This is a genomic window from Streptomyces sp. NPDC058221 (assembly GCF_042882365.1).
Classification (GTDB): domain Bacteria; phylum Actinomycetota; class Actinomycetes; order Streptomycetales; family Streptomycetaceae; genus Streptomyces.
The window spans coordinates 32,342-49,719 of sequence record NZ_JBHVWF010000009.1; the positions used below are offsets into that span (position 1 = coordinate 32,342).

17 protein-coding genes are annotated in these 17,378 nt (G+C 71.8%); 7 read left to right on the forward strand and 10 right to left on the reverse strand.

What is annotated here, in order from left to right; genetic code table 11:
- Positions 1-19: 19 nt before the first annotated feature.
- Positions 20-541, forward strand: a complete 522-nt coding sequence (locus ACFVW8_RS05165) for a winged helix-turn-helix transcriptional regulator (RefSeq protein ID WP_389686214.1) — start codon at positions 20-22, stop codon at positions 539-541.
- A gap of 13 nt (positions 542-554) precedes the next feature.
- On the opposite strand, the gene ACFVW8_RS05170 is transcribed toward ACFVW8_RS05165, so the two are convergent.
- Together ACFVW8_RS05170 and ACFVW8_RS05175 are read right to left on the reverse strand one after the other, a co-directional pair.
- Complete coding sequence (locus ACFVW8_RS05170; protein WP_389686215.1) at positions 555-1,055, reverse strand: GNAT family N-acetyltransferase; 501 nt, start codon at positions 1,053-1,055, stop codon at positions 555-557.
- Positions 1,052-1,630, reverse strand: a complete 579-nt coding sequence (locus ACFVW8_RS05175; RefSeq protein ID WP_389686216.1) for a GNAT family N-acetyltransferase — start codon at positions 1,628-1,630, stop codon at positions 1,052-1,054. The genes ACFVW8_RS05170 and ACFVW8_RS05175 overlap by 4 nt, the downstream gene beginning before the upstream one ends.
- A gap of 204 nt (positions 1,631-1,834) precedes the next feature.
- On the opposite strand from ACFVW8_RS05175, the gene ACFVW8_RS05180 reads away from it, so the two are divergent.
- The gene (locus ACFVW8_RS05180; protein WP_389686217.1) at positions 1,835-2,272 is read left to right on the forward strand and encodes a hypothetical protein; all 438 of its coding nucleotides are present in this window, start codon (positions 1,835-1,837) and stop codon (positions 2,270-2,272) included.
- Positions 2,273-2,356: 84 nt separating this feature from the next.
- Complete coding sequence (locus tag ACFVW8_RS05185) at positions 2,357-2,581, forward strand: DUF2277 domain-containing protein (RefSeq protein WP_362958731.1); 225 nt, start codon at positions 2,357-2,359, stop codon at positions 2,579-2,581.
- Here ACFVW8_RS05185 and ACFVW8_RS05190 read toward each other — a convergent pair.
- From ACFVW8_RS05190 to ACFVW8_RS05205, 4 genes are all read right to left on the reverse strand, one after another.
- A complete protein-coding gene (locus ACFVW8_RS05190) occupies positions 2,568-3,251 on the reverse strand; it encodes a DedA family protein (RefSeq protein ID WP_389686218.1) in 684 nt (227 codons plus the stop codon). The two genes, ACFVW8_RS05185 and ACFVW8_RS05190, sit on opposite strands and share 14 nt — an antisense overlap.
- A 288-nt stretch (positions 3,252-3,539) precedes the next feature.
- A complete protein-coding gene (locus ACFVW8_RS05195) occupies positions 3,540-4,001 on the reverse strand; it encodes a DoxX family protein (RefSeq protein WP_389686219.1) in 462 nt (153 codons plus the stop codon).
- A gap of 82 nt (positions 4,002-4,083) precedes the next feature.
- Positions 4,084-5,844 carry an alkaline phosphatase D family protein gene (locus tag ACFVW8_RS05200; protein WP_389686220.1) on the reverse strand — a complete coding sequence of 587 codons (1,761 nt, stop codon included), beginning with the start codon at positions 5,842-5,844 and terminating at the stop codon, positions 4,084-4,086.
- A 141-nt stretch (positions 5,845-5,985) separates the two neighbouring features.
- Positions 5,986-6,630: an HNH endonuclease family protein gene (locus tag ACFVW8_RS05205; protein ID WP_389686221.1), complete on the reverse strand. Its 645-nt coding sequence runs from the start codon at positions 6,628-6,630 to the stop codon at positions 5,986-5,988.
- A 294-nt stretch (positions 6,631-6,924) separates the two neighbouring features.
- Here ACFVW8_RS05205 and ACFVW8_RS05210 point away from each other — a divergent pair, with 294 nt between their 5' ends.
- Complete coding sequence (locus ACFVW8_RS05210) at positions 6,925-7,692, forward strand: ABC transporter permease (protein ID WP_389686222.1); 768 nt, start codon at positions 6,925-6,927, stop codon at positions 7,690-7,692.
- Between the two features lie 101 nt (positions 7,693-7,793).
- On the opposite strand, the gene ACFVW8_RS05215 is transcribed toward ACFVW8_RS05210, so the two are convergent.
- Both ACFVW8_RS05215 and ACFVW8_RS05220 read right to left on the reverse strand, forming a co-directional pair.
- Positions 7,794-8,453: an HAD-IA family hydrolase gene (locus ACFVW8_RS05215; protein ID WP_389686223.1), complete on the reverse strand. Its 660-nt coding sequence runs from the start codon at positions 8,451-8,453 to the stop codon at positions 7,794-7,796.
- Between the two features lie 229 nt (positions 8,454-8,682).
- A complete protein-coding gene (locus ACFVW8_RS05220) occupies positions 8,683-9,903 on the reverse strand; it encodes a peptidoglycan-binding protein (protein WP_389686224.1) in 1,221 nt (406 codons plus the stop codon).
- A gap of 134 nt (positions 9,904-10,037) precedes the next feature.
- On the opposite strand from ACFVW8_RS05220, the gene ACFVW8_RS05225 reads away from it, so the two are divergent.
- On the forward strand, positions 10,038-12,086 hold the full coding sequence (locus ACFVW8_RS05225; protein ID WP_389686225.1) for a DHA2 family efflux MFS transporter permease subunit: 2,049 nt from the start codon (positions 10,038-10,040) through the stop codon (positions 12,084-12,086).
- 13 nt (positions 12,087-12,099) lie between these two features.
- Here ACFVW8_RS05225 and ACFVW8_RS05230 read toward each other — a convergent pair whose 3' ends face one another.
- Complete coding sequence (locus tag ACFVW8_RS05230; RefSeq protein ID WP_389686226.1) at positions 12,100-12,588, reverse strand: GNAT family N-acetyltransferase; 489 nt, start codon at positions 12,586-12,588, stop codon at positions 12,100-12,102.
- Between the two features lie 60 nt (positions 12,589-12,648).
- On the opposite strand from ACFVW8_RS05230, the gene ACFVW8_RS05235 reads away from it, so the two are divergent.
- Positions 12,649-13,752, forward strand: a complete 1,104-nt coding sequence (locus tag ACFVW8_RS05235) for a serpin family protein (RefSeq protein WP_389686227.1) — start codon at positions 12,649-12,651, stop codon at positions 13,750-13,752.
- Between the two features lie 15 nt (positions 13,753-13,767).
- Here ACFVW8_RS05235 and ACFVW8_RS05240 read toward each other — a convergent pair whose 3' ends face one another.
- Entirely contained in the window at positions 13,768-14,865 is a 1,098-nt protein-coding gene (locus tag ACFVW8_RS05240; RefSeq protein ID WP_389686294.1) for a DUF2330 domain-containing protein, read from the reverse strand.
- A 375-nt stretch (positions 14,866-15,240) separates the two neighbouring features.
- Here ACFVW8_RS05240 and ACFVW8_RS05245 point away from each other — a divergent pair, with 375 nt between their 5' ends.
- Positions 15,241-17,238 carry a bifunctional glycosyltransferase 87/phosphatase PAP2 family protein gene (locus ACFVW8_RS05245; RefSeq protein WP_389686296.1) on the forward strand — a complete coding sequence of 666 codons (1,998 nt, stop codon included), beginning with the start codon at positions 15,241-15,243 and terminating at the stop codon, positions 17,236-17,238.
- Positions 17,239-17,378 lie beyond the last annotated feature (140 nt).

The following is a 17,378-nucleotide window of genomic DNA, read 5'->3' on the forward strand; positions in this document are numbered from 1 at the left end:
ACGGTACTACGCTCTGGGTATGTCGCAACCAGTGCAGCCCGACCGTCTGCCCCTGCCGGAGGGGAGATCGGGCTGCCCGATCAACCTGACCGTCGAGTTGCTGGGCGACCGGTGGAGTCTGGTCGTGCTGCGGGACATCATGTTCGGCGGCCACCGGCACTTCCGTGAGCTCCTGACACATTCGGTCGAGGGAATCGCGTCGAACATCCTCGCCGCCCGGCTGTCGAAGCTCGTCGGCGCCGGTCTGCTCACCCGGCACGACGACCCCAGCCACCGGCAGAAGATCGAATACCGGCTCACCGAGGCGTCGATCCAGCTCGTACCGCTCCTGACGGAGCTGGGGGACTGGGGCTCCCGATGGCTGCCCACCTCACCCGAGCTGTCGATCCGTGCCCAGCTGCTTGCTCGCGGTGGTCCCGAAATGGGGGAGCGGTTCATGGACGAGCTCCGCGCCATGCACCTCGAAGGCCGTCCTCGACGTGCCGACGGCGTGCTCGCCGAGCTCACCCTCGCCTACGAACGCGCCGCCTCCGCGAGCTGAACGCCGCCGGAGGTCACACGTGGGCGGCGGGGCGATCGAGGGCGTACACCGTGACAGCGTTGCCGTTCAGCTCGTCCTGCCGACGGGGTGAGAAGCCGAGACGCTCGGCGACCTTCACCGATGGCGTGTTGCCCGGCCGGATGAGCGCGGTGAAGTATTCGGTGTCGAGTGTGGCGAAGCCCCAGTCCAGGCAGGCCCGGGCCGCCTCGGTGGCGTACCCGTGCCCCCAGCGCTCGGCCTGCAGGGCCCACCCCAGCTCGACCTCGTCGAACCGGGGCCAGTACTGCAGACCGGACCTGCCGATGAATTCGCCGGTCGCCCGGAGCTCCACGGCGCACAGGCCATGACCGCGCTCGGCCCACTGGCGCTCGATCGCGGCGAGCCGTTCCAGTGCCTGCGGGCGGGAGTACGCCCCGACGAACCGGTTGACGTCCGGATCGGCGTGGAGCTTGACGAAGGCATCGACGTCAGCGGTCTCAAGGGGCCGCAGAGAGAGCCGCTCCGTCTCGATCATGCCTCAGAGCGTAGCGCCGCCGCGCGCGCGGCGGCGGGGGGTCCGTCGAGGTCCCGGGCCATCTGCGTGCACATGGTCTCGTGCCGGCGGACCGAGCCGTCGGGGGCCTGCTCGTTCCAGGAGTCGGGCTCGCGGCCGTACGCCACGTACCCCAGGCGCTCGTACAGCGCGCGGGCGCGCGGATTGTCCTCCTCCACGCCGAGCTCGGCCCGTCGCAGGCCGCGGGCAGCGATCCGTCGTTCGGCGGCGGCGATCAGGAACGTGCCGATCCCGCACGACTGGAGCGCGGGATGGACCGACAGCTGCCACAGCGTTCCGGCGCCCTCGCGGACGCGGTAGTCGATCCCGCCGATCGCCACGGGGATGTCCGACGGGGGACACACCGCCAGATAGTCCACCTCGCCGAGCCGGGCCCGTTCCAGCTGGCCGGCGACGTTCTCCATGTGCAGCGGCGAACCCGACCACCCGCACGACTCCAGATCGTCCGGCAGCAGATCACGGGCCGTGAGCCTCAGTACGACGTCGGTCACTGCGGTCACGCCCTTCACGCCCTTCACGTCGGTCACGTCAGTCATCGTCACCGCCTCCGGCGAAAGGATGCTGTCCCGCAGATGTCCCTGCCAACCCGATTTTCCGCGGCCGGGGAGCAGGCCGGCCGGTCGTCTCCCCGGGCCGGGACGGCCGCCGCTCTCACCCGTTCGGCTGCGCCCAGGTGGCCGTGTCCGGACCGGCAGCCGAGGGTCGGTCTGACGTGCAGTCCCATCTGCCGAGGAGTTCCCATGGCACAGTCAGCGCCCACGCCGGGCCCCTCTCGTTCGCGTGCGGCCGATCCGGACATCAACCCCTGGGCGGCGGGCGGAATCATGTTCGCCGGCGTCCTGCTCATGGTCGACGGGGTCCTGGGGGCGATCAAGGGCATCGCCGGCATCGCCTCCGACGAGGTCTACGCGCGGATCAGTGACTACGTCTTCAAGTTCAACGTGACGGCCTGGGGCTGGATCCACCTCGTCCTCGGCGTCATCCTCGTCGTCGTCGGCTGGGGAATCCTCAAGGGCAACGGCTGGGCCCGCGGGATCGGCGTGGGGCTGGCGGCGCTCAACATGATCGCCAACTTCATGTGGCTTCCCTACCAGCCGATCTGGGCCGTCGTCTCCCTGGCCATCGACACCTTCGTGATCTGGGCCCTGTGCACGGATCGCTCGAAGGCGGTTGTCTGACGGCGTCGGCAGCAGGAGGCGCCACTGACAACGTCCCGGCCCGGTGGCCGGGACGTTGTCAGTGGCGCGGTCCACACTTGAGACATGTGCCGCAGTATCAAGACTCTCCGCCCGCCCGCCCTCCCGGAAGAGGCCACCGAGGAGGACATCCGCGCCGCCGCCCTGCAGTTCGTACGCAAGGTGTCCGGCTTCCGTGCCCCGGCCGCGCACAACAGGGAAGTCTTCGACCGTGCCGTCGACGAGATCGCCGCGTCGACCGCCAGACTGCTGGACGGTCTGGAAGTGCGGGGAGGTGTCAGGACGCCGTAGGGACCGAGGCCGGGGCGGTGGCAGCGGCTGCGGCCTCGGCGGCCGCAGCCGCGGGACGCCGCATCAGCAGCGCGGCGAACGCGCCCGCGACGAACAGTGCGAGGACCGAGATCGCCGTGCCCAGCCAGCTCGCGCCGAGCCACTGGGCACCGAAGTAGCCGAGCCCCACGCTGTAACCGGCCCAGGCCACGCCCGCCACCGCGGACCACGGCAGGAATTCCTTCACCTTGCGGTGCGAGGCGCCCGCGCCCAGTGAGACGACCGAGCGTCCGGCCGGGGCGAAGCGGGCGATGACGACGAGCACGCCGCCGCCACGGCTCAGCGCCGCGCCGAGACGTTCCTGCGCGGAGGTGAGGCGGCGGGAGCGGGCGATGGCCCGGTCCAGGCGCGCGCCACCGCGCCAGGCCAGCCGGTACGCGACGAGGTCGCCGAGTACCGAGGCGCTGGCCGCGCAGAGGATCAGTGCGAGGAGCGAGGGGACCTCGGGCACATGACGGGCGGCGCCCGCCGCGTCGGCGGCCACCGTCGTGGTGCCCGCGGCGGCCGTGGCGGCCGTGATCACGAGCACGCCGCTGGGCAGTACGGGGAGGAAGACATCCAGAAGTACCGAGAGGGCGACCACCGCGTAGATCCATGGGCTGCCGGTCAGCGCACCCACACTCTCAAGCACCTTCTACTCCCCGATTCGTGACAACGCCGCGACGTCGCAGGGGAGCGGCAGGAGCGGCAGGGCCAGCTGTACAGCGTACGCCTGCCGTTCACCTGGAGATCCATATATATGCGTGATGTTGGGCACCTCACGTACATGTCACGTGAGCCTCGCGAGTGACGTATGGGCGCGTCACCTGCGTGTCAGCCGCGTATCGTCCGCGCCTCAGGTACGCCGGGGAGCGGCATTCCCGGTGTACCCGAGGCGGCGCGGCGGGCCCGGCCGGCGCGGGCCCGCCGTTCGTACGGCTCAGACGGCGACCGGGGAGGCCGGTTCGGGGGCGCGGTCCTCCTCGGCGCGCTGTGTGGTCGAGCGGGACGTGAACAGCCGGTCCAGGGCCAGGGCGCCCGGGCCGGTGAAGACGAGCAGGAGGAACACCCAGCAGTAGACGGCCGAGGGCTCGCCGCCGTTCTGGAGCGGGAAGAGCGCATGGGGCTGGTGGACGTCGAAGTACGCGTACGCCATGGAGCCGGAGGAGACGAGGGCGGCGATACGGGTTCCCAGGCCCAGTGCCACGAGGCTGCCACCCACGAGCTGGATGACCGCCGCGTACCAGCCGGGCCAGGTGCCGGCGGGTATCGATCCGCCGCCCATGGCACCGCCGAGGACGCCGAAGATCGAGGCGGCACCGTGGCAGGCGAAGAGCAGTCCTACGACGATTCGGAAGAGCGCGAGGGCGTAGGGCTGGGCCCGGTTGAGGAGTGCGTGCATGGGGGAGGGCTCCTTCGGTCTGGTGGGGACGTGAACCGACTGAGCGCTAAAGGTTAGGCAGACCTCACCAATACTTGCAAGTTCAACGTTTAGTTGACTGGCTGAAAGGCGACGGTCCGTCATCGGTCAGGCAGTCATCGAATACCGTCTCCAACTGCGGTCCTGTCTTCCTCGACTTGGCCTGAACCAATGACAGCGCAGCTTTCCGGCCATGCAATGTCAGTGTCATCAGCTGATTGCCGAACCATGGCCCGCCCGTCTTCTGCCACCGGACCGGCGGTGTACCAGTGCGCCCGTGCCGTGCCAGCAGCCGTCCGAGACGCCGCCCCGCCCGGCTCCAGCCGAAACGGAACCCGGCCTTGAGCGGAGCGGGGATCGAGTTGTGCACGGGAGAGCAGGTCAGTTGCAGGACACGGGCATCCGGTGCGCCGCCGGGGACCGCCACGGGCCAGGAGGGCTCCGCGACGTACGCATGGTGCACATCGCCCGACAGCACGCATACCGTCGCCGGCGCGTCCGGACCGCTGCTCACCTCCCGGATCAGCTCCGTCAACTCCCCGAACGAATCGGGGAAGGCGGCCCAATGCTCCAGGTCGGAGCGCTGCCGCAGATACTCGCCGACGCGCGCCCAACGGCCGTCAGGTCCGCCCCGCTCGCCCCGGCACAGCGCGGAGCTCCACTGCTCCGCGTCGTGTACCAATGGCGGCAGCAGCCACGGCAGCGAGGTGCCGATCAGGAGATGGTCGTAGGAACCGGGCCCGGACAGCGCTTCGTCGCGCAGCCACCTCGCCTCCTGCGGGTGGAGCATCGCCCGCTGCGGTTCGTCGAGGACCCGGGCCGCCCGGCTGTCCACCATGAGCAGCCGTACTCGGCCGAAAATGCGTCGGTAGCTCCAGCGGGTGCGGCTGGGGTCCGCATCGGCCTCCGCCGCGAAGCGGCGCAGTGCCTCGGTGCCGTCGGGGGTGGCGCGCACCGCGGCGTACAGCGGGTCCGCCGCCAGCTCGGCGGGGGAGAGGTTGCCCAGGTGCTGATAGACCCAGTACGACATCAGGCCGCTGACGATCCGCTCGTGCCACCAGGCTGTGGAGCGGATCTCGGTGAGCCAGGCGGAGCTGGTGTTCCAGTCGTCGATGACGTCGTGATCATCGAAGATCATGCAGCTGGGGACCGTCGAGAGCAGCCAGCGCACCTCGGGGTCGCGCCACGACTCGTCGTACAGGCAGGTGTATTCGTCGTAGTCCGCGACCTCCGCGCCCGGCGGCTCGTCCAGATCGCGCCGCGCCGCGAGCCTCTGCCGGGTCGCCTGCGAGGTCTCGTCCGCGTACACCTGGTCGCCCAGGAGCAGCAGGACGTCGGGGCGTGGGGCGTCGGGGTCGGCGGCGAGACGGGCGGCGAGGGTGTCCAGGGCGTCCGGTCCGACGGGATCGGACCGCACGGACGCGTGGCCGCCGGCGGGGGGAGCCGCCCAGCGGCAGGAGCCGAACGCGACCCGGACCGTCGGGGGTCCGGCGTCCTCACTGCCCTCGCCGTCCTCGTCGGCCCCGGGTATCGGTGGGGTGGTGATCGTGCTCGCGGGGAAGCGGTGGTCCTCGGGAGGCCAGACCCGGCCCTCGTCGAGCAGTACCTCGTACTCCGTGGTGGAGCCGGGGGTCAGGCCGCTCACCACCACCAGCGCGTAGTGGTGGCCGGCGACCGCGAAGGTCCGGGACGAGCCCGACGCCCCGTCCGCACACCGGACCCCGGCCGTGCACGGCCGGTCCGCCTCGACCCAGACGGTCGCGGTGGACGCGGTCTCCCAGTCGACGTGCCGCAGTAGTGGTCCCAGGCGCAGCCCGGCAGCCATGTGGTGCTCCTCGCGTCGTTCCGTACGGACGGTTCCGTACGGGGTATTCGTACGGCGGCTTCGTACCGTACGGAACGACGGGGGAGTGCGGGGCGGTTCCTGGGGCGGCGGTCAGCGGGCCGGCCGCCGTTCAGTGATCGTTCAGCAGTCGTTGAGCACGGACTGCAGCGCGGTCTTCTCGGCCGAGTCGACGGTCAGGTCGTAGTAGTGCTTCACGTGCACCCACGCGCGCGCGTACGTGCACTTGTAGGCGGCGCGCGAGGGGAGCCATTTCGCCGGGTCCTTGTCGCTCTTGGACTGGTTGACGTTGTCGGTGACCGCGATGAGCTGGGGGCGCGTCAGATCGTTTGCGTATGCCTGTCGTTGGGCGGTGGTCCAGCTGGAAGCGCCGGACCGCCAGGCCTCGGCCAGCGGGACCATGTGGTCGATGTCCAGATCGGATGCGGCGGTCCAGGTGGCCCCGTCGTACTCCGAGTACCAACTGCCGCTGACGGCGGCGCAGCTGGAGTCCTGTTGGACGTTCGTCCCGTCCCGTTCCAGCACGACCTCGCGGGTGTTGCAGGCGCCCGACTGGGTGATCCAGTGCGGGAACTTGTCCCTGCTGTAACCGCTGGAGGAGCCCTCGGCCTGCACGGTCAGCTGGCTCAGATAGGTGCGGGCGGTGGACGCGGCCACCGGGGTGGGCATGGCCGCCTGGGCGCTGGGGGCGGTGAGGAGGCCGGTGGTTGCGGCGAGGGCGGCCGAGGCGGCGAGGACGGCGATGCGACGCGCGTAGACACCTGACATGCGAACTCCCTTGATGTGGGGGGACCTTGGGCGGATCGTCCGAAACGGCCCGGCCATCGTGGCGGCGCCAGGTTTCCGTGGGGTGGGCGCCAGGTAACAGAGTGGCGACATGGGCACGTCACATCAAGGGGTCTGACGAAGGAGGTCGGTGTGCGGGGGCGTGCGCAAGTGAGTGCGCGGGCGTACGGAACTGATGCGGCGGCAGTCCCTCGCCGGTGGAGGTGGGCCGGCGGTCCGGTGGAACCCGGTGGAGACACGGACCGGGCGGAACTGCGGCGGCTCTAGGGTGGCCGCGTGCTGCTACCGGTCGACGTCACGCTCGGGATCGTCCTCGTCCTGCTGCTCGCGGCGGCTGCGGGCATTGCCGCGTTCGCCTCGCTCGGCCGGTCGCGGCAGATCGTTTTCGCCGGGCTGCGGGCGGCGGTCCAGCTCGCCGTGGTCTCCTCGCTCATCGGCTGGGTGGTGCACGCCGTCGCGCCGACGTTCGCGTTCATCGCGCTGATGTTCGGCGTCGCGGTGTGGACCGCGGGTCGTCGCCTCACCGATAACCGCACGTGGCGATGGGTGGCCGTGCCGATCGGGGTGGGCGTCGTGCCGGTGGTCGCGGTGCTGCTGCTGACCGGGCTTGTGCCGGTCCGTGGCGTCGCGTTGATCCCGGTGACCGGCATCCTCATCGGGGGCGCCCTGACGGCGACGGTGCTCGGCGGGCGACGGGCGCTGGACGAGCTGGCGACCCGGAACGGGGAGGTGGAGGCGGCGATGGCGCTCGGGTTCCTCGACCGCGAGGCGCGGCTGGAGATCGCCCGGCCCGCGGCCTCCGACGCGCTGTTGCCGGGGCTCGACCAGACCAGGACGGTGGGGCTCGTCACGCTGCCCGGGGCCTTCGTCGGCATGCTGCTGGGCGGTGCCTCACCGGTACAGGCGGGCGCCGTACAGCTGTTCGTGCTGGTGGCCCTGATGGCCGTACAGGCGGCGGCCGTCGCCACCGTGCTGGAACTGGTGGCGCGGGGGCGGCTGCACCGCGGGGCGGCGGGCTGGGCGTCCGGGAGCACCGAACGCTGACGCGCGGCAGGATCTGCGGGGCGCGGGGCGCGGGGCGCGGGGCGCGGGGCGCGGGAGTGCTGGAGTGCTCGGGGTGCGGGCGTGCTCTGGAGCTTCGGTGCTCAGGCGGCGATGTGCAGCACGATCGAGCCGTCGGCCGTTGCCTCGACCCGGATCTGCGTGAGGTCCGCGACCAGGGCGTCCGGGGAGAAAGCCGCCGCGCGCGGGCCAACGCCCACGACACGCATGCCCGCCGCCCGGCCCGCGGCGATGCCTGCCTCGGAGTCCTCGAAGACGATGCAGTCCGCCGGGTCGAAGCCCAGCGCTGCCGCACCCTTGAGGAAGCCCTCCGGGTCGGGCTTGCTGGCGCCGACGCTCTCGGCGGTGATCCGGAGGTCGGGCATCCGCAGCTCGGCCGCGGTCATCCGGGCCTCCGCCAGCGCCCGGTCGGCCGAGGTGACCAGGGCGTGCGGGAGCGCGGTGATCGCGTCCATGAAGGCGCCTGCGCCACCGACCGGGACGACGCCCTCGGTGTCGGCGGTCTCCTCCGCGAGCATCGCCCGGTTGTCCGCGTAGTTCTGCTCCACCGGGCGGTCCGGGAGGAGCACCGCCATGGTGGCGTACCCCTGCCGGCCGTGGACGACCTTGAGTGCGGTCTCCGGGTCCAGGCCCTGGCGCAGCGCCCAGCGTCGCCAGCAGCGCTCCACGACGGCATCGGAATTCACCAGGGTGCCGTCCATGTCGAGGAGGAGGGCGCGGGCGGTGAGGGCGGTGGCCGGCATGGGCGGGCTCCAGAGCGGGGGAAGCGGACTGCGCGCGAGGGCGGGCGACGGTGCAAGACGTGCGACGCGGTCGGGCGGCAGCGCGGTCGGGCGGGTGGTGCGGGGAGAGAGGTCAAGCGGCCCCCGCCCGCCGGTCAGGGAGTGCGGTTGGGGGCCACTTTGTTCCATCACGATACAAAAACCCGACCAGGAAAGCCAATCCCGCCGCGGACCGGCCTCCTGGGCCGGGTCAGTCGCGTCCCCGGCCGGTGGTGACCGCCTCCAGCGCCCGCCGGGTGTGGGGTCCGTAGACCCCTTGCGGGTCGCCCTGGACGTACATCGACGACTGGAAATTGCTGACGGCCTGCTCAACCCGGTCCGTGAAGTCGGCGTCGGCGGGGCCGCGGAAGAGCCAGACCTCCTGGAGCCGGCGTTGCAGCTCGGCCACTTCCGGCCCGTGATCGCCGCGGCGCAGCGTGGAACCGTTCTGGGTCTGGGCGGGCGGAGCCACCGGTTCGCGGTCCCCGGCGTCCGTCGTGGCCGCCGGGGAGGACGCCGCCGTCGAGCTCGACGGTCCGGCGGACGAGGAGCGGGAGGCCGAGGCGCTCGCCGACGGGGACGGCGAGGCGGACGCGGACGCGGACGCGGAGGCGCTGGCGGACGGTGACGCCGTGGCCGACCGGGACGGCGACGCGGAAGGGGAGGCCGTCGCGGAGGCGGACGGTGCGGCGCTCTCCTCGGGGAGGCTGGTCACCGTGGAGGGCAGGACCGGGTTCAGGTCGGTGTCCCCGTCCGGGCTCCCGTCGAACAGCCCGCCCACGAAGGCCGCCGTGCCCACCACCGCGACGACGGCCGCCCCCACGGCCAGCGCCGCGAAGGGCCTGCGGCGCCTCGGCTGTACGGGGTCCGGGCCGGCGGCGAGGGTCGCGGCGCCCTGGTGCCCGTCCGGGCCGGCCGGCTCTGCGGCACCCGGCAGCGGACCCGGGCCCACCGGGTCCAGGAACAACGGCATCGTGGTGGCCGCGTCCCTCGCACGGCCCTCCGGTGCGGCCCCGTCCGTCCCGTGCCTGCCGGATGCCGTTTCCGCGTCGCCCAGCGTCACGTACGGCCGGATGCGCAGCGGGTCGAAGTCCTCCGCGGCTGCGAACTCGGCGGTCCGTTCCGCGTGGTGCTCCTCGACGATGCGGTGCTGCTCGGCGGCTCGCTCCTGCTCGGTGGCATGGCGCTGCTCGGCGGTCTGCCCGTTTCCGGTGCCGAGGCCCTGTTGCCCGGCGCCGGTCTGCTGCCGGCCGGTGCCGAGGCCCTCCACTCCCGCACTCGCCTGCTGACGGCCGGTGCCGGGGCCCTCCTGGCCGGTACCCGTCCGCTGTCGGCCGGCGTCGTGGTGCGCCGCGCGTTCCGCGCAGGCGCAGTCCGGGCCGGCGCCGGGTCTGCCGTCCGTACCGCACTCCGGGCACATATGTCCGGTCATTGTGGGTCCCCTCCCCTTGAACTGCCTGCGATTATGCAGCCCGCCGCCAGGAAGCCCAATCGTGCGGCATCTCAGCAGGCCATAACGAGACAGAACGGACAGGATGGGGGTGTAGCGGATCCGAGGAGATGTTCATGGCCCAGCAGTCGAGCCCGCCGGTCCCTGCCCCGGCCCCCGGCGAAGACCGCTCCACGCGGTCGGTCCTGGTAGCGATCGGAGCGCTGCTGCTCGGCATGCTGCTCGCCGCACTCGACCAGACCATCGTCTCCACAGCGCTGCCGACCATCGTCAGCGACCTCGGCGGTCTGGAGCATCTGTCGTGGGTGGTGACGGCCTATCTGCTGGCGTCGACCGCCGCGACCCCGCTCTGGGGCAAGCTCGGCGACCAGTACGGGCGCAAGCGGCTCTTCCAGATCGCGATCGTCATCTTCCTGGTCGGCTCCGCGCTCTGCGGCATCGCCCAGAACATGCCCCAGCTGATCGGCTTCCGTGCCATCCAGGGACTCGGCGGTGGCGGCCTGATCGTGCTGTCGATGGCGATCGTCGGCGACCTCGTCCCGCCGCGCGAACGGGGCAAGTACCAGGGCCTGTTCGGAGCTGTGTTCGGTGCGACGAGCGTCCTCGGACCGCTCCTCGGCGGCTTCTTCACCGAACAGCTCAGCTGGCGCTGGGTCTTCTACATCAACCTCCCCATCGGCGTCGTCGCCCTCGCCGTGATCGCCGCCGTGCTGCACATCCCGGTCCGCCGGACGAAGCACACGATCGACTACCTCGGTACCTTCCTCATCGCCTCGGTCGCCACCTGCCTGGTCCTGGTCGCCTCGCTCGGCGGAACCACCTGGGCCTGGGGCTCGGCGCAGATCATCGTGCTCGCCGCGGTCGCCGTGCTGCTGCTGATCGCCTTCGTTCTCGTGGAGCGGCGCGCCGTCGAGCCCGTACTGCCGCTGAAGCTGTTCCGGATCAGGACCTTCAGTCTCGTCGCCGTGATCAGCTTCGTCATCGGGTTCGCCATGTTCGGCGCGATGACCTATCTGCCGACGTTCCTCCAGGTGGTGCACGACATCACGCCGACGATGTCCGGCGTTCACATGCTCCCGATGGTGTTCGGCCTGCTCCTCACCTCGACCGGATCCGGCCAGATCGTCAGCCGTACGGGCCGCTGGAAGATCTTCCCGATCCTCGGCACCGGCATCACCGCGATCGGCCTGCTGCTCCTGCACCAGCTCACGGAGGACAGCAGCACCCTGGAGATGAGCCTCTACTTCTTCGTCTTCGGCGCGGGGCTCGGCCTGGTCATGCAGGTCCTCGTCCTGATCGTGCAGAACGCGGTGTCCTACCAGGACCTCGGCGTCGCCACCTCGGGTGCGACCTTCTTCCGCTCGATCGGCGCCTCGTTCGGTGTCGCGATCTTCGGCACCATCTTCACCAACCGGCTCACCGACAAGCTCGGTGCGGCGCTCGCCGACCGGCCGCTGCCGCCCGGGGTCAGCGCGAAGGGGCTGGCCGCCGACCCGCGCGCCGTCGGTCAGCTGCCCGGCGCCCTGCGCCAGCCCGTGCTCAGCGCGTACTCCACGTCGATCACCGATGTGTTCCTGTACGCGGCGCCCGTCGTCCTGATCGCCTTCCTCTTCGCCTGGCTGCTCAAGGAGGACAAGCTGCGCGGTTCGGTGACCGCCCCCGACTCCACCGAGACCCTGGCGTCCAACCCGGTCCAGCGCTCCTCGTACGACGAATGCGCCCGCGCCCTCTCCGTCCTCGCCACCAGAGAGGGGCGCCGCGAGGTCTATGTGAAGATCACCGAGAAGGCGGGCCTCGACCTGCTGCCGGCCGCGAGCTGGATGCTGCTGCGCATCAAACGGCACGGCACCGTCGAGCCCGCCCGGCTCGCCGATGTGGCCCCGGTGCCGCTGCGGGTGATCAGCGAGGCGGCCCGGCAGCTGGAGGAGCGCGGGCTGGCCCGCCGGGTGGGCGTGCAGATGGTGCTCACCGAACCCGGCGCGGAGGCCGTGGTGAAGCTCTCGCACGCCCGGGAGGAGTCACTGGCGGAGCTGCTGGGCGACTGGTGGGGTCCGGACCGGCCGACCGACCTGGTCGCCCTGGTGTCGGAGCTGACGGCCGAGACGAGCGGGTCGAGCAAGGAGCGGCCGCACAGCCCGGAGCCGAGGCGCGACCACCAGGCCTGAGCGAGGGGGCCCGTCACACGGTGGCGCCGAGCTCCTTGGCGAACCAGTGCTCGGCGTACTGGCGGTGGTGGAACGCCGGGACCTCCAGGTAGCCGTGTTTCGCGTACAGACCGCGCGCCTCGACCAGGTCGTTACGGGTGTCGAGCCGGATCTGCCGGATGCCGAGGGCCCGCGCCCGGCTCTCGACGGCCGCGAGCAGCAGCCCGCCGCCGCCCGTGCCGCGCGCCCGGGGCCGTACGAACACCCGGGTCAGCTCCCCGATCCCGTCGCCCTTCACGATCAGCCCGGCGCAGCCCGCCGCCCGCCCGTCGAAGCGGCCGACGACGAACTCACCGGTCGGCGGGACCAGCAGTTCGGCGCCGTCGTCGGTGAGCCCCTCGTCGATCTCCTCGGCGGTCGCGGGCCGCTCCCAGTAACGGCTGGCGACCTCGTCGTAGTAGTCCCGGCGCAGCAGCGCGGCGTCGGGGGTGTCGAAGCGTTCGGGCGTCACGGTCCACGTCATTGGTTCATTCTGTCTTCCGCACGACCGTACGGAAAAGCGAATTGGGTGCAGGGGGCATTGGTGACGCAGGAGACGGGATCGACGACGGGGGCCGGGGCGGTCCAGCGGCTCGGCGAGCGGTGGATACGGGAGCTGGCCGGGCCGGCCGGCGGCGGGAGCTTCGTGTGCTCGCCCGCCGGGCTCTGGCTGGCGCTGGCCGTCGTCGCGGCGGGCGCGCGCGGGGAGACCGCCGACGAGCTGCGGGCGGTGCTGGGGGTGGCGGAGCGGCAGGCCGCCGACGCCGTGACGGCCGGGGTGCGCGAGCTGGCGGCCACCGACGCGCTGGGGGTGGCGACCCGGGTGTGGACCAGGGTGCCGGTCTACCGGGAGTACCGGGAGGCGCTGGCGGACATCGGGTTCGGGCCGATGGACACCACAGGGGTCGACGCATGGGTACGGGAGGCCACCGGAGGGCTGATCGAGCGTCTGCCGCTGGACATCAGCGACGAGATGCTGCTGGTGCTCGTCAACGTGCTGGCGCTGAAGGCGCGCTGGGAGGAGCCGTTCGAGCCCGGGGAAACCGAGGATCTGCCGTTCACCGACGCGGCCGGGACAACCCGTGAGGTGCCGACCATGTACGGCACACCGGGGCCGTGGGCCGGCTGGACGGTGGGCGGCACCCAGGTCGTCGAGCTGCGCTGCCGCACCGAGCGGGCCGGCGGAGTCCCGGCGCTGGTCCGGCTGGTGCTGGGCGAGCCGGGCGCGGGAGCGGCGGACGTACTGCCCGCGGGCTGGGCGCCGGCGGCGCTGCGGACCCCGCTGGACGCGGACGTCCTGAGTATCGCGGTCCCGCGATTCACCTTGCGTACGCATGTTCAGGTTGCCGATCAGTTGTCTGCGCTCGGCGTACGGCTTGCTACGACCGGCGCCGCCGACTTCTCGGGGATCTCGCCCGAACGGCTCAAGATCGACCAGGTGGTGCAGGAGACCGTGGTGAAGGTCGCCGAGGAGGGTGTGCAGGCGGCGGCCGTGACCGTCCTCGCCGCACCCGGCAGCGCGGCGCCCGGGCCGGAACGCTGCCGGCACATCGCCTTCGACCGCCCGTTCGGGATCGTGGTCCTGGACGGCAGCGGCGAGGTCCCGCTCTTCACGGGCTGGCAGGCGGACATCCCGGTGGCGGGCTGAGCCCCGCTGCCCCGGTCACCTCAGCGGCGGCGGGGCGGTGACCGGCGGCGGCGGTACCACCGGTCGCCGCCGCCGGGCCAGCAGCACCAGCAGCGGCGCCGCGACCGCCACCGCGACGCCTCCGAGCAGCGACAGCAGCCAGGCCGGCACGGGCCCGACGGTCAGCAGCTCGTCCCGGTAGTACGTGGTCCGGTACGGGGTGTCCGCGGCCGTCGCCCGCAGTTCGTGGTCGCCGTCGATCAGCTCCGGCCGCGGGAACGACTGGTCGATCGCCGTGACGAACACCGGCTTCCTGCCGGTCAGTGCGGCCAGGGCCGGGTGCTCGTCGCTGTCCCGCCCGGTGTCGACCCGTCCCGCGTACGTCACCTCCGGCCGCTGCCCGCCGATCGTGCCGCGCGGTTCCATCCGGTGCGCAGCCAGTACGTACAGACCCAGGGACTGCGGCGTCGTGGCCAGCCGGGACAGCCGCATCGGGTAGACGAGCTCGTCGCCGGCGAAACGCAGCCGCAGCGGGTCCAGCCGGCCGAGCAGCGGATCGCCCTTCTCCTCGGGGGCGAGGCGGACGGCCACGTACTCCCACTTCTGCTCGACGTAGGGCCGCAGCGCCGTCGACAGCCGGTCCGGGAGCTCGAACCCGTTCTCCGAGAGCCAGCCCTCCAGAGCCGTGGGGTCGGTGGCGGTCAGCCGGGCCACGTCGAACGGCCCCAGCCGCTCCCGGTCGACCACTCCGACCGGGGCGGCGGCCGAGGGGCGGGCGGCGCCGTCCCCGGACACGTTGTCCGAACCGCCGAACGGCCAGTCGTCGGCGCGCGGCCAGAAGTAGTGCCGGGTCTCATGGACCGGCGCGGTGAGGGTGTCGAGCTCGGAGAAGAGCGAGGCGTCACCGAGCCCGACCGAGGCGCGGTGCGGCACGGGCATGATCCACGCCGCATCCGGCGCGTTCCCGCGGACCGTGAGCTGCATCACGATCTCCTCGGTGCTGCCGTCCCAGTCGATCACGGACGTCTCCCGGTCGACCGCCACCGTGCTGTCGCGGTCCACGACCATCGCCCCGCAGCCGCAGGCGTACGCCGGTGCGATCAGCGACCCCAGCTGCAGTGCCGCAAGCACCATGACCAGCGAGAGCGCACGGACCGCCCACGCACGTGATCCGGCCAGTACTCCCTGACCTGTTCCTGCCCATTGCATACGCCGGTCCCCCCGTAGCCCTGATCACGGGCTCAGACGTGGGTGCGGCCCGGCCGGTTCCGGGCGGGCCGCCCTGTCCGGATTGCCCCGCCGAGCATTCTTTCGGACAAAAGCGGGATGACAGTCAGGCGAAGAGGGGGTTGATTGTGTCTACCTCATAGCGCAATGCGAAGGTTTCACAGCATGCCCGGATCGAGGGTCGGCACTAGACGGCGGGAGGGTCGGCGCAGCGTGGCGAATGCGGAGCACAGTGTGCGCGGAGATGCGACGACAGGGGCGAGGACCGGCGCGGTACGGGCCGTGCTCTGGCTGGTTGTGGCCGCGTTGGCCGTTCGGCAGATGGCGGTGGTGCTGCGGCAGCCGCCTGGCGAACGGCTCACCGATCTGGAGACCTGGATCGGTGAGAACGGTGTGCTTCATGTGACGGGCTCGCTCTACGACACCGACCGGTTCACCGGGACGCCCTTCGCCGGACTCGTGCTGAAGCCACTGGCCCGGACCGCCGAACAGAGCCTCGGGGTCGCCTGGACCTTCGGTTCGCTGCTGCTCGTCGCCGCGCTCGGCATCATCGCGGCGCGCGCCCTGCCGAGCCCGGTCAGCAGACGTACGACGCTGCTCGCCGCGCCCGTCGCGATCAGTCTCCTGATGCTCTCGCTGCCGGTCCGCAACGCCCTCAACCTCGGCCAGACCAGCATCCTGCCGGTCCTCCTCGTGCTCGTCGCCTGCTTCACGGTCCGCGGAGAGCGCGCCTCGGGCGTCCTGATCGGGATCGCGGCCGCGCTCCAGCCGGCCGTCCTGCTCTTCGCGGTGCTGCTCTGGCTGACCGGGAGACGCCGGGCGGCACTGACCGGCGGCGTCGCGTTCGCGGCCTGCACGGCACTGGCCTGGGCGGCGATGCCGCACGACTCGTGGACGTACTGGGTGCACCACGTCGCCGGGGCCGGCCTCGGCGACCAGGCGGACAGCCTCGCCAACCAGTCCCTGCACGGCGCCCTGCTCCGATTCGGCCTTGAGGGCCCGCTGGAGATCGCGCTCTTCCTGGTGCTGGCCGCGGCCGTCTGCTGGTTCGGCCTGCGCCGCGCCACACGCTATGCGCGCGACGGCCAGCTGCTGCTCGCCGTGGCCGTGACCGGCTGTGTCGCCGTCGCCGTCTCACCGACCGCCTGGCAGCACCAGCTGCTGTGGGTGCTGCTCGCCGTGGTCGGCCGGGTCGGCAAGCGGGCCTCGGACCGGATGGTGTGGCCTGCCGTCGTGGTCCTGGTGATCACGCTGCCCGGCAAGATGCTGCTGCCGAACATCGAGGCGGTCTTCCCGGTACGCGACAACGTGCTGCTGATCGCCGCGCTCGGGGCCGCGTGCGCCGCCCCGTTCCTGCCGCGGACCTCGCCGCACTGGCAGCAGCCGGTACCCACCGCTTACGCGGCTCCGGTCCCGGCCCGCTGGAGCAGGGTGCCGCTGCTGCCGGTCTGGCGGCGGGTGCTCAGCCGGCCCAACCTGCTGCTGGAACTCCTGCTGATCAGGGTCGTCTACTCCGCCTACCAGTACGTCAGGCTGGCCGCGACGGCGGACCGTGCCACCGCCGAGCACCACGGCCGGCAGATCCACTCGGCCGAGCAGTGGCTGCACATCGACTTCGAGCACTGGGTCAACCACACGGTCGTCAGCGTCACCTGGCTGCGGGACTTCTTCGACTACTACTACTCGACGTTCCACTTCATCGTTCCGCTCGCGATCCTCGGTGTGCTGTACGTACGCCGCCCCGCGGACTACCGCTGGGTCCGCAGCTCCATCGGCTTCGCCACACTCCTGGCCCTGGTCGGGTTCTGGCTCTACCCGCTGGCCCCGCCGCGGCTGATGCCGGGACTCGGCTTCATCGACACCGTCCACGGCGTCCAGGACTTTGCGAAGCCCGACTACGGCACGCTGACCGGGGTGACCAACCAGTACGCCGCGATGCCCTCGCTGCACTTCGGCTGGTCGCTGTGGTGCGGTGTGGTGATCGTGATGCTCGCGCCGAAGGTCTGGATGAAGCTGCTGGGGGTGCTGCACCCGCTGTTCACGGTCTCCACGATCATCGCGACGGGCAACCACTGGGTGCTCGACGCGGTGGGCGGGGCGACCGTGGTCGCGCTCGGCTTCGGGCTGACCCATGTGCTGTCCGGGCCGCGCAGGCTGCAGGAGCCCGAGCCCGCCGCGAAGGCCGCCGGGCCACCGGCTGTCACCCGGCCACCGGACGGGATGGCGGTGTCCGACCCGGTGCCGAGGGTGAGCGGCGAGGCCCCGGCCGGCAAGGCGTAGCCACCGGCGTCGGCCCGCACCTGCGCACCGCGCACCGAAGGGGTGCCGAGGACACCGAAATGTCCCCGGCACCCCTTCGGGCCACCACATACCCCAGAGCGGTCACCGGAGCGGTCCCCGCCGCGAACGCCACCATCGCC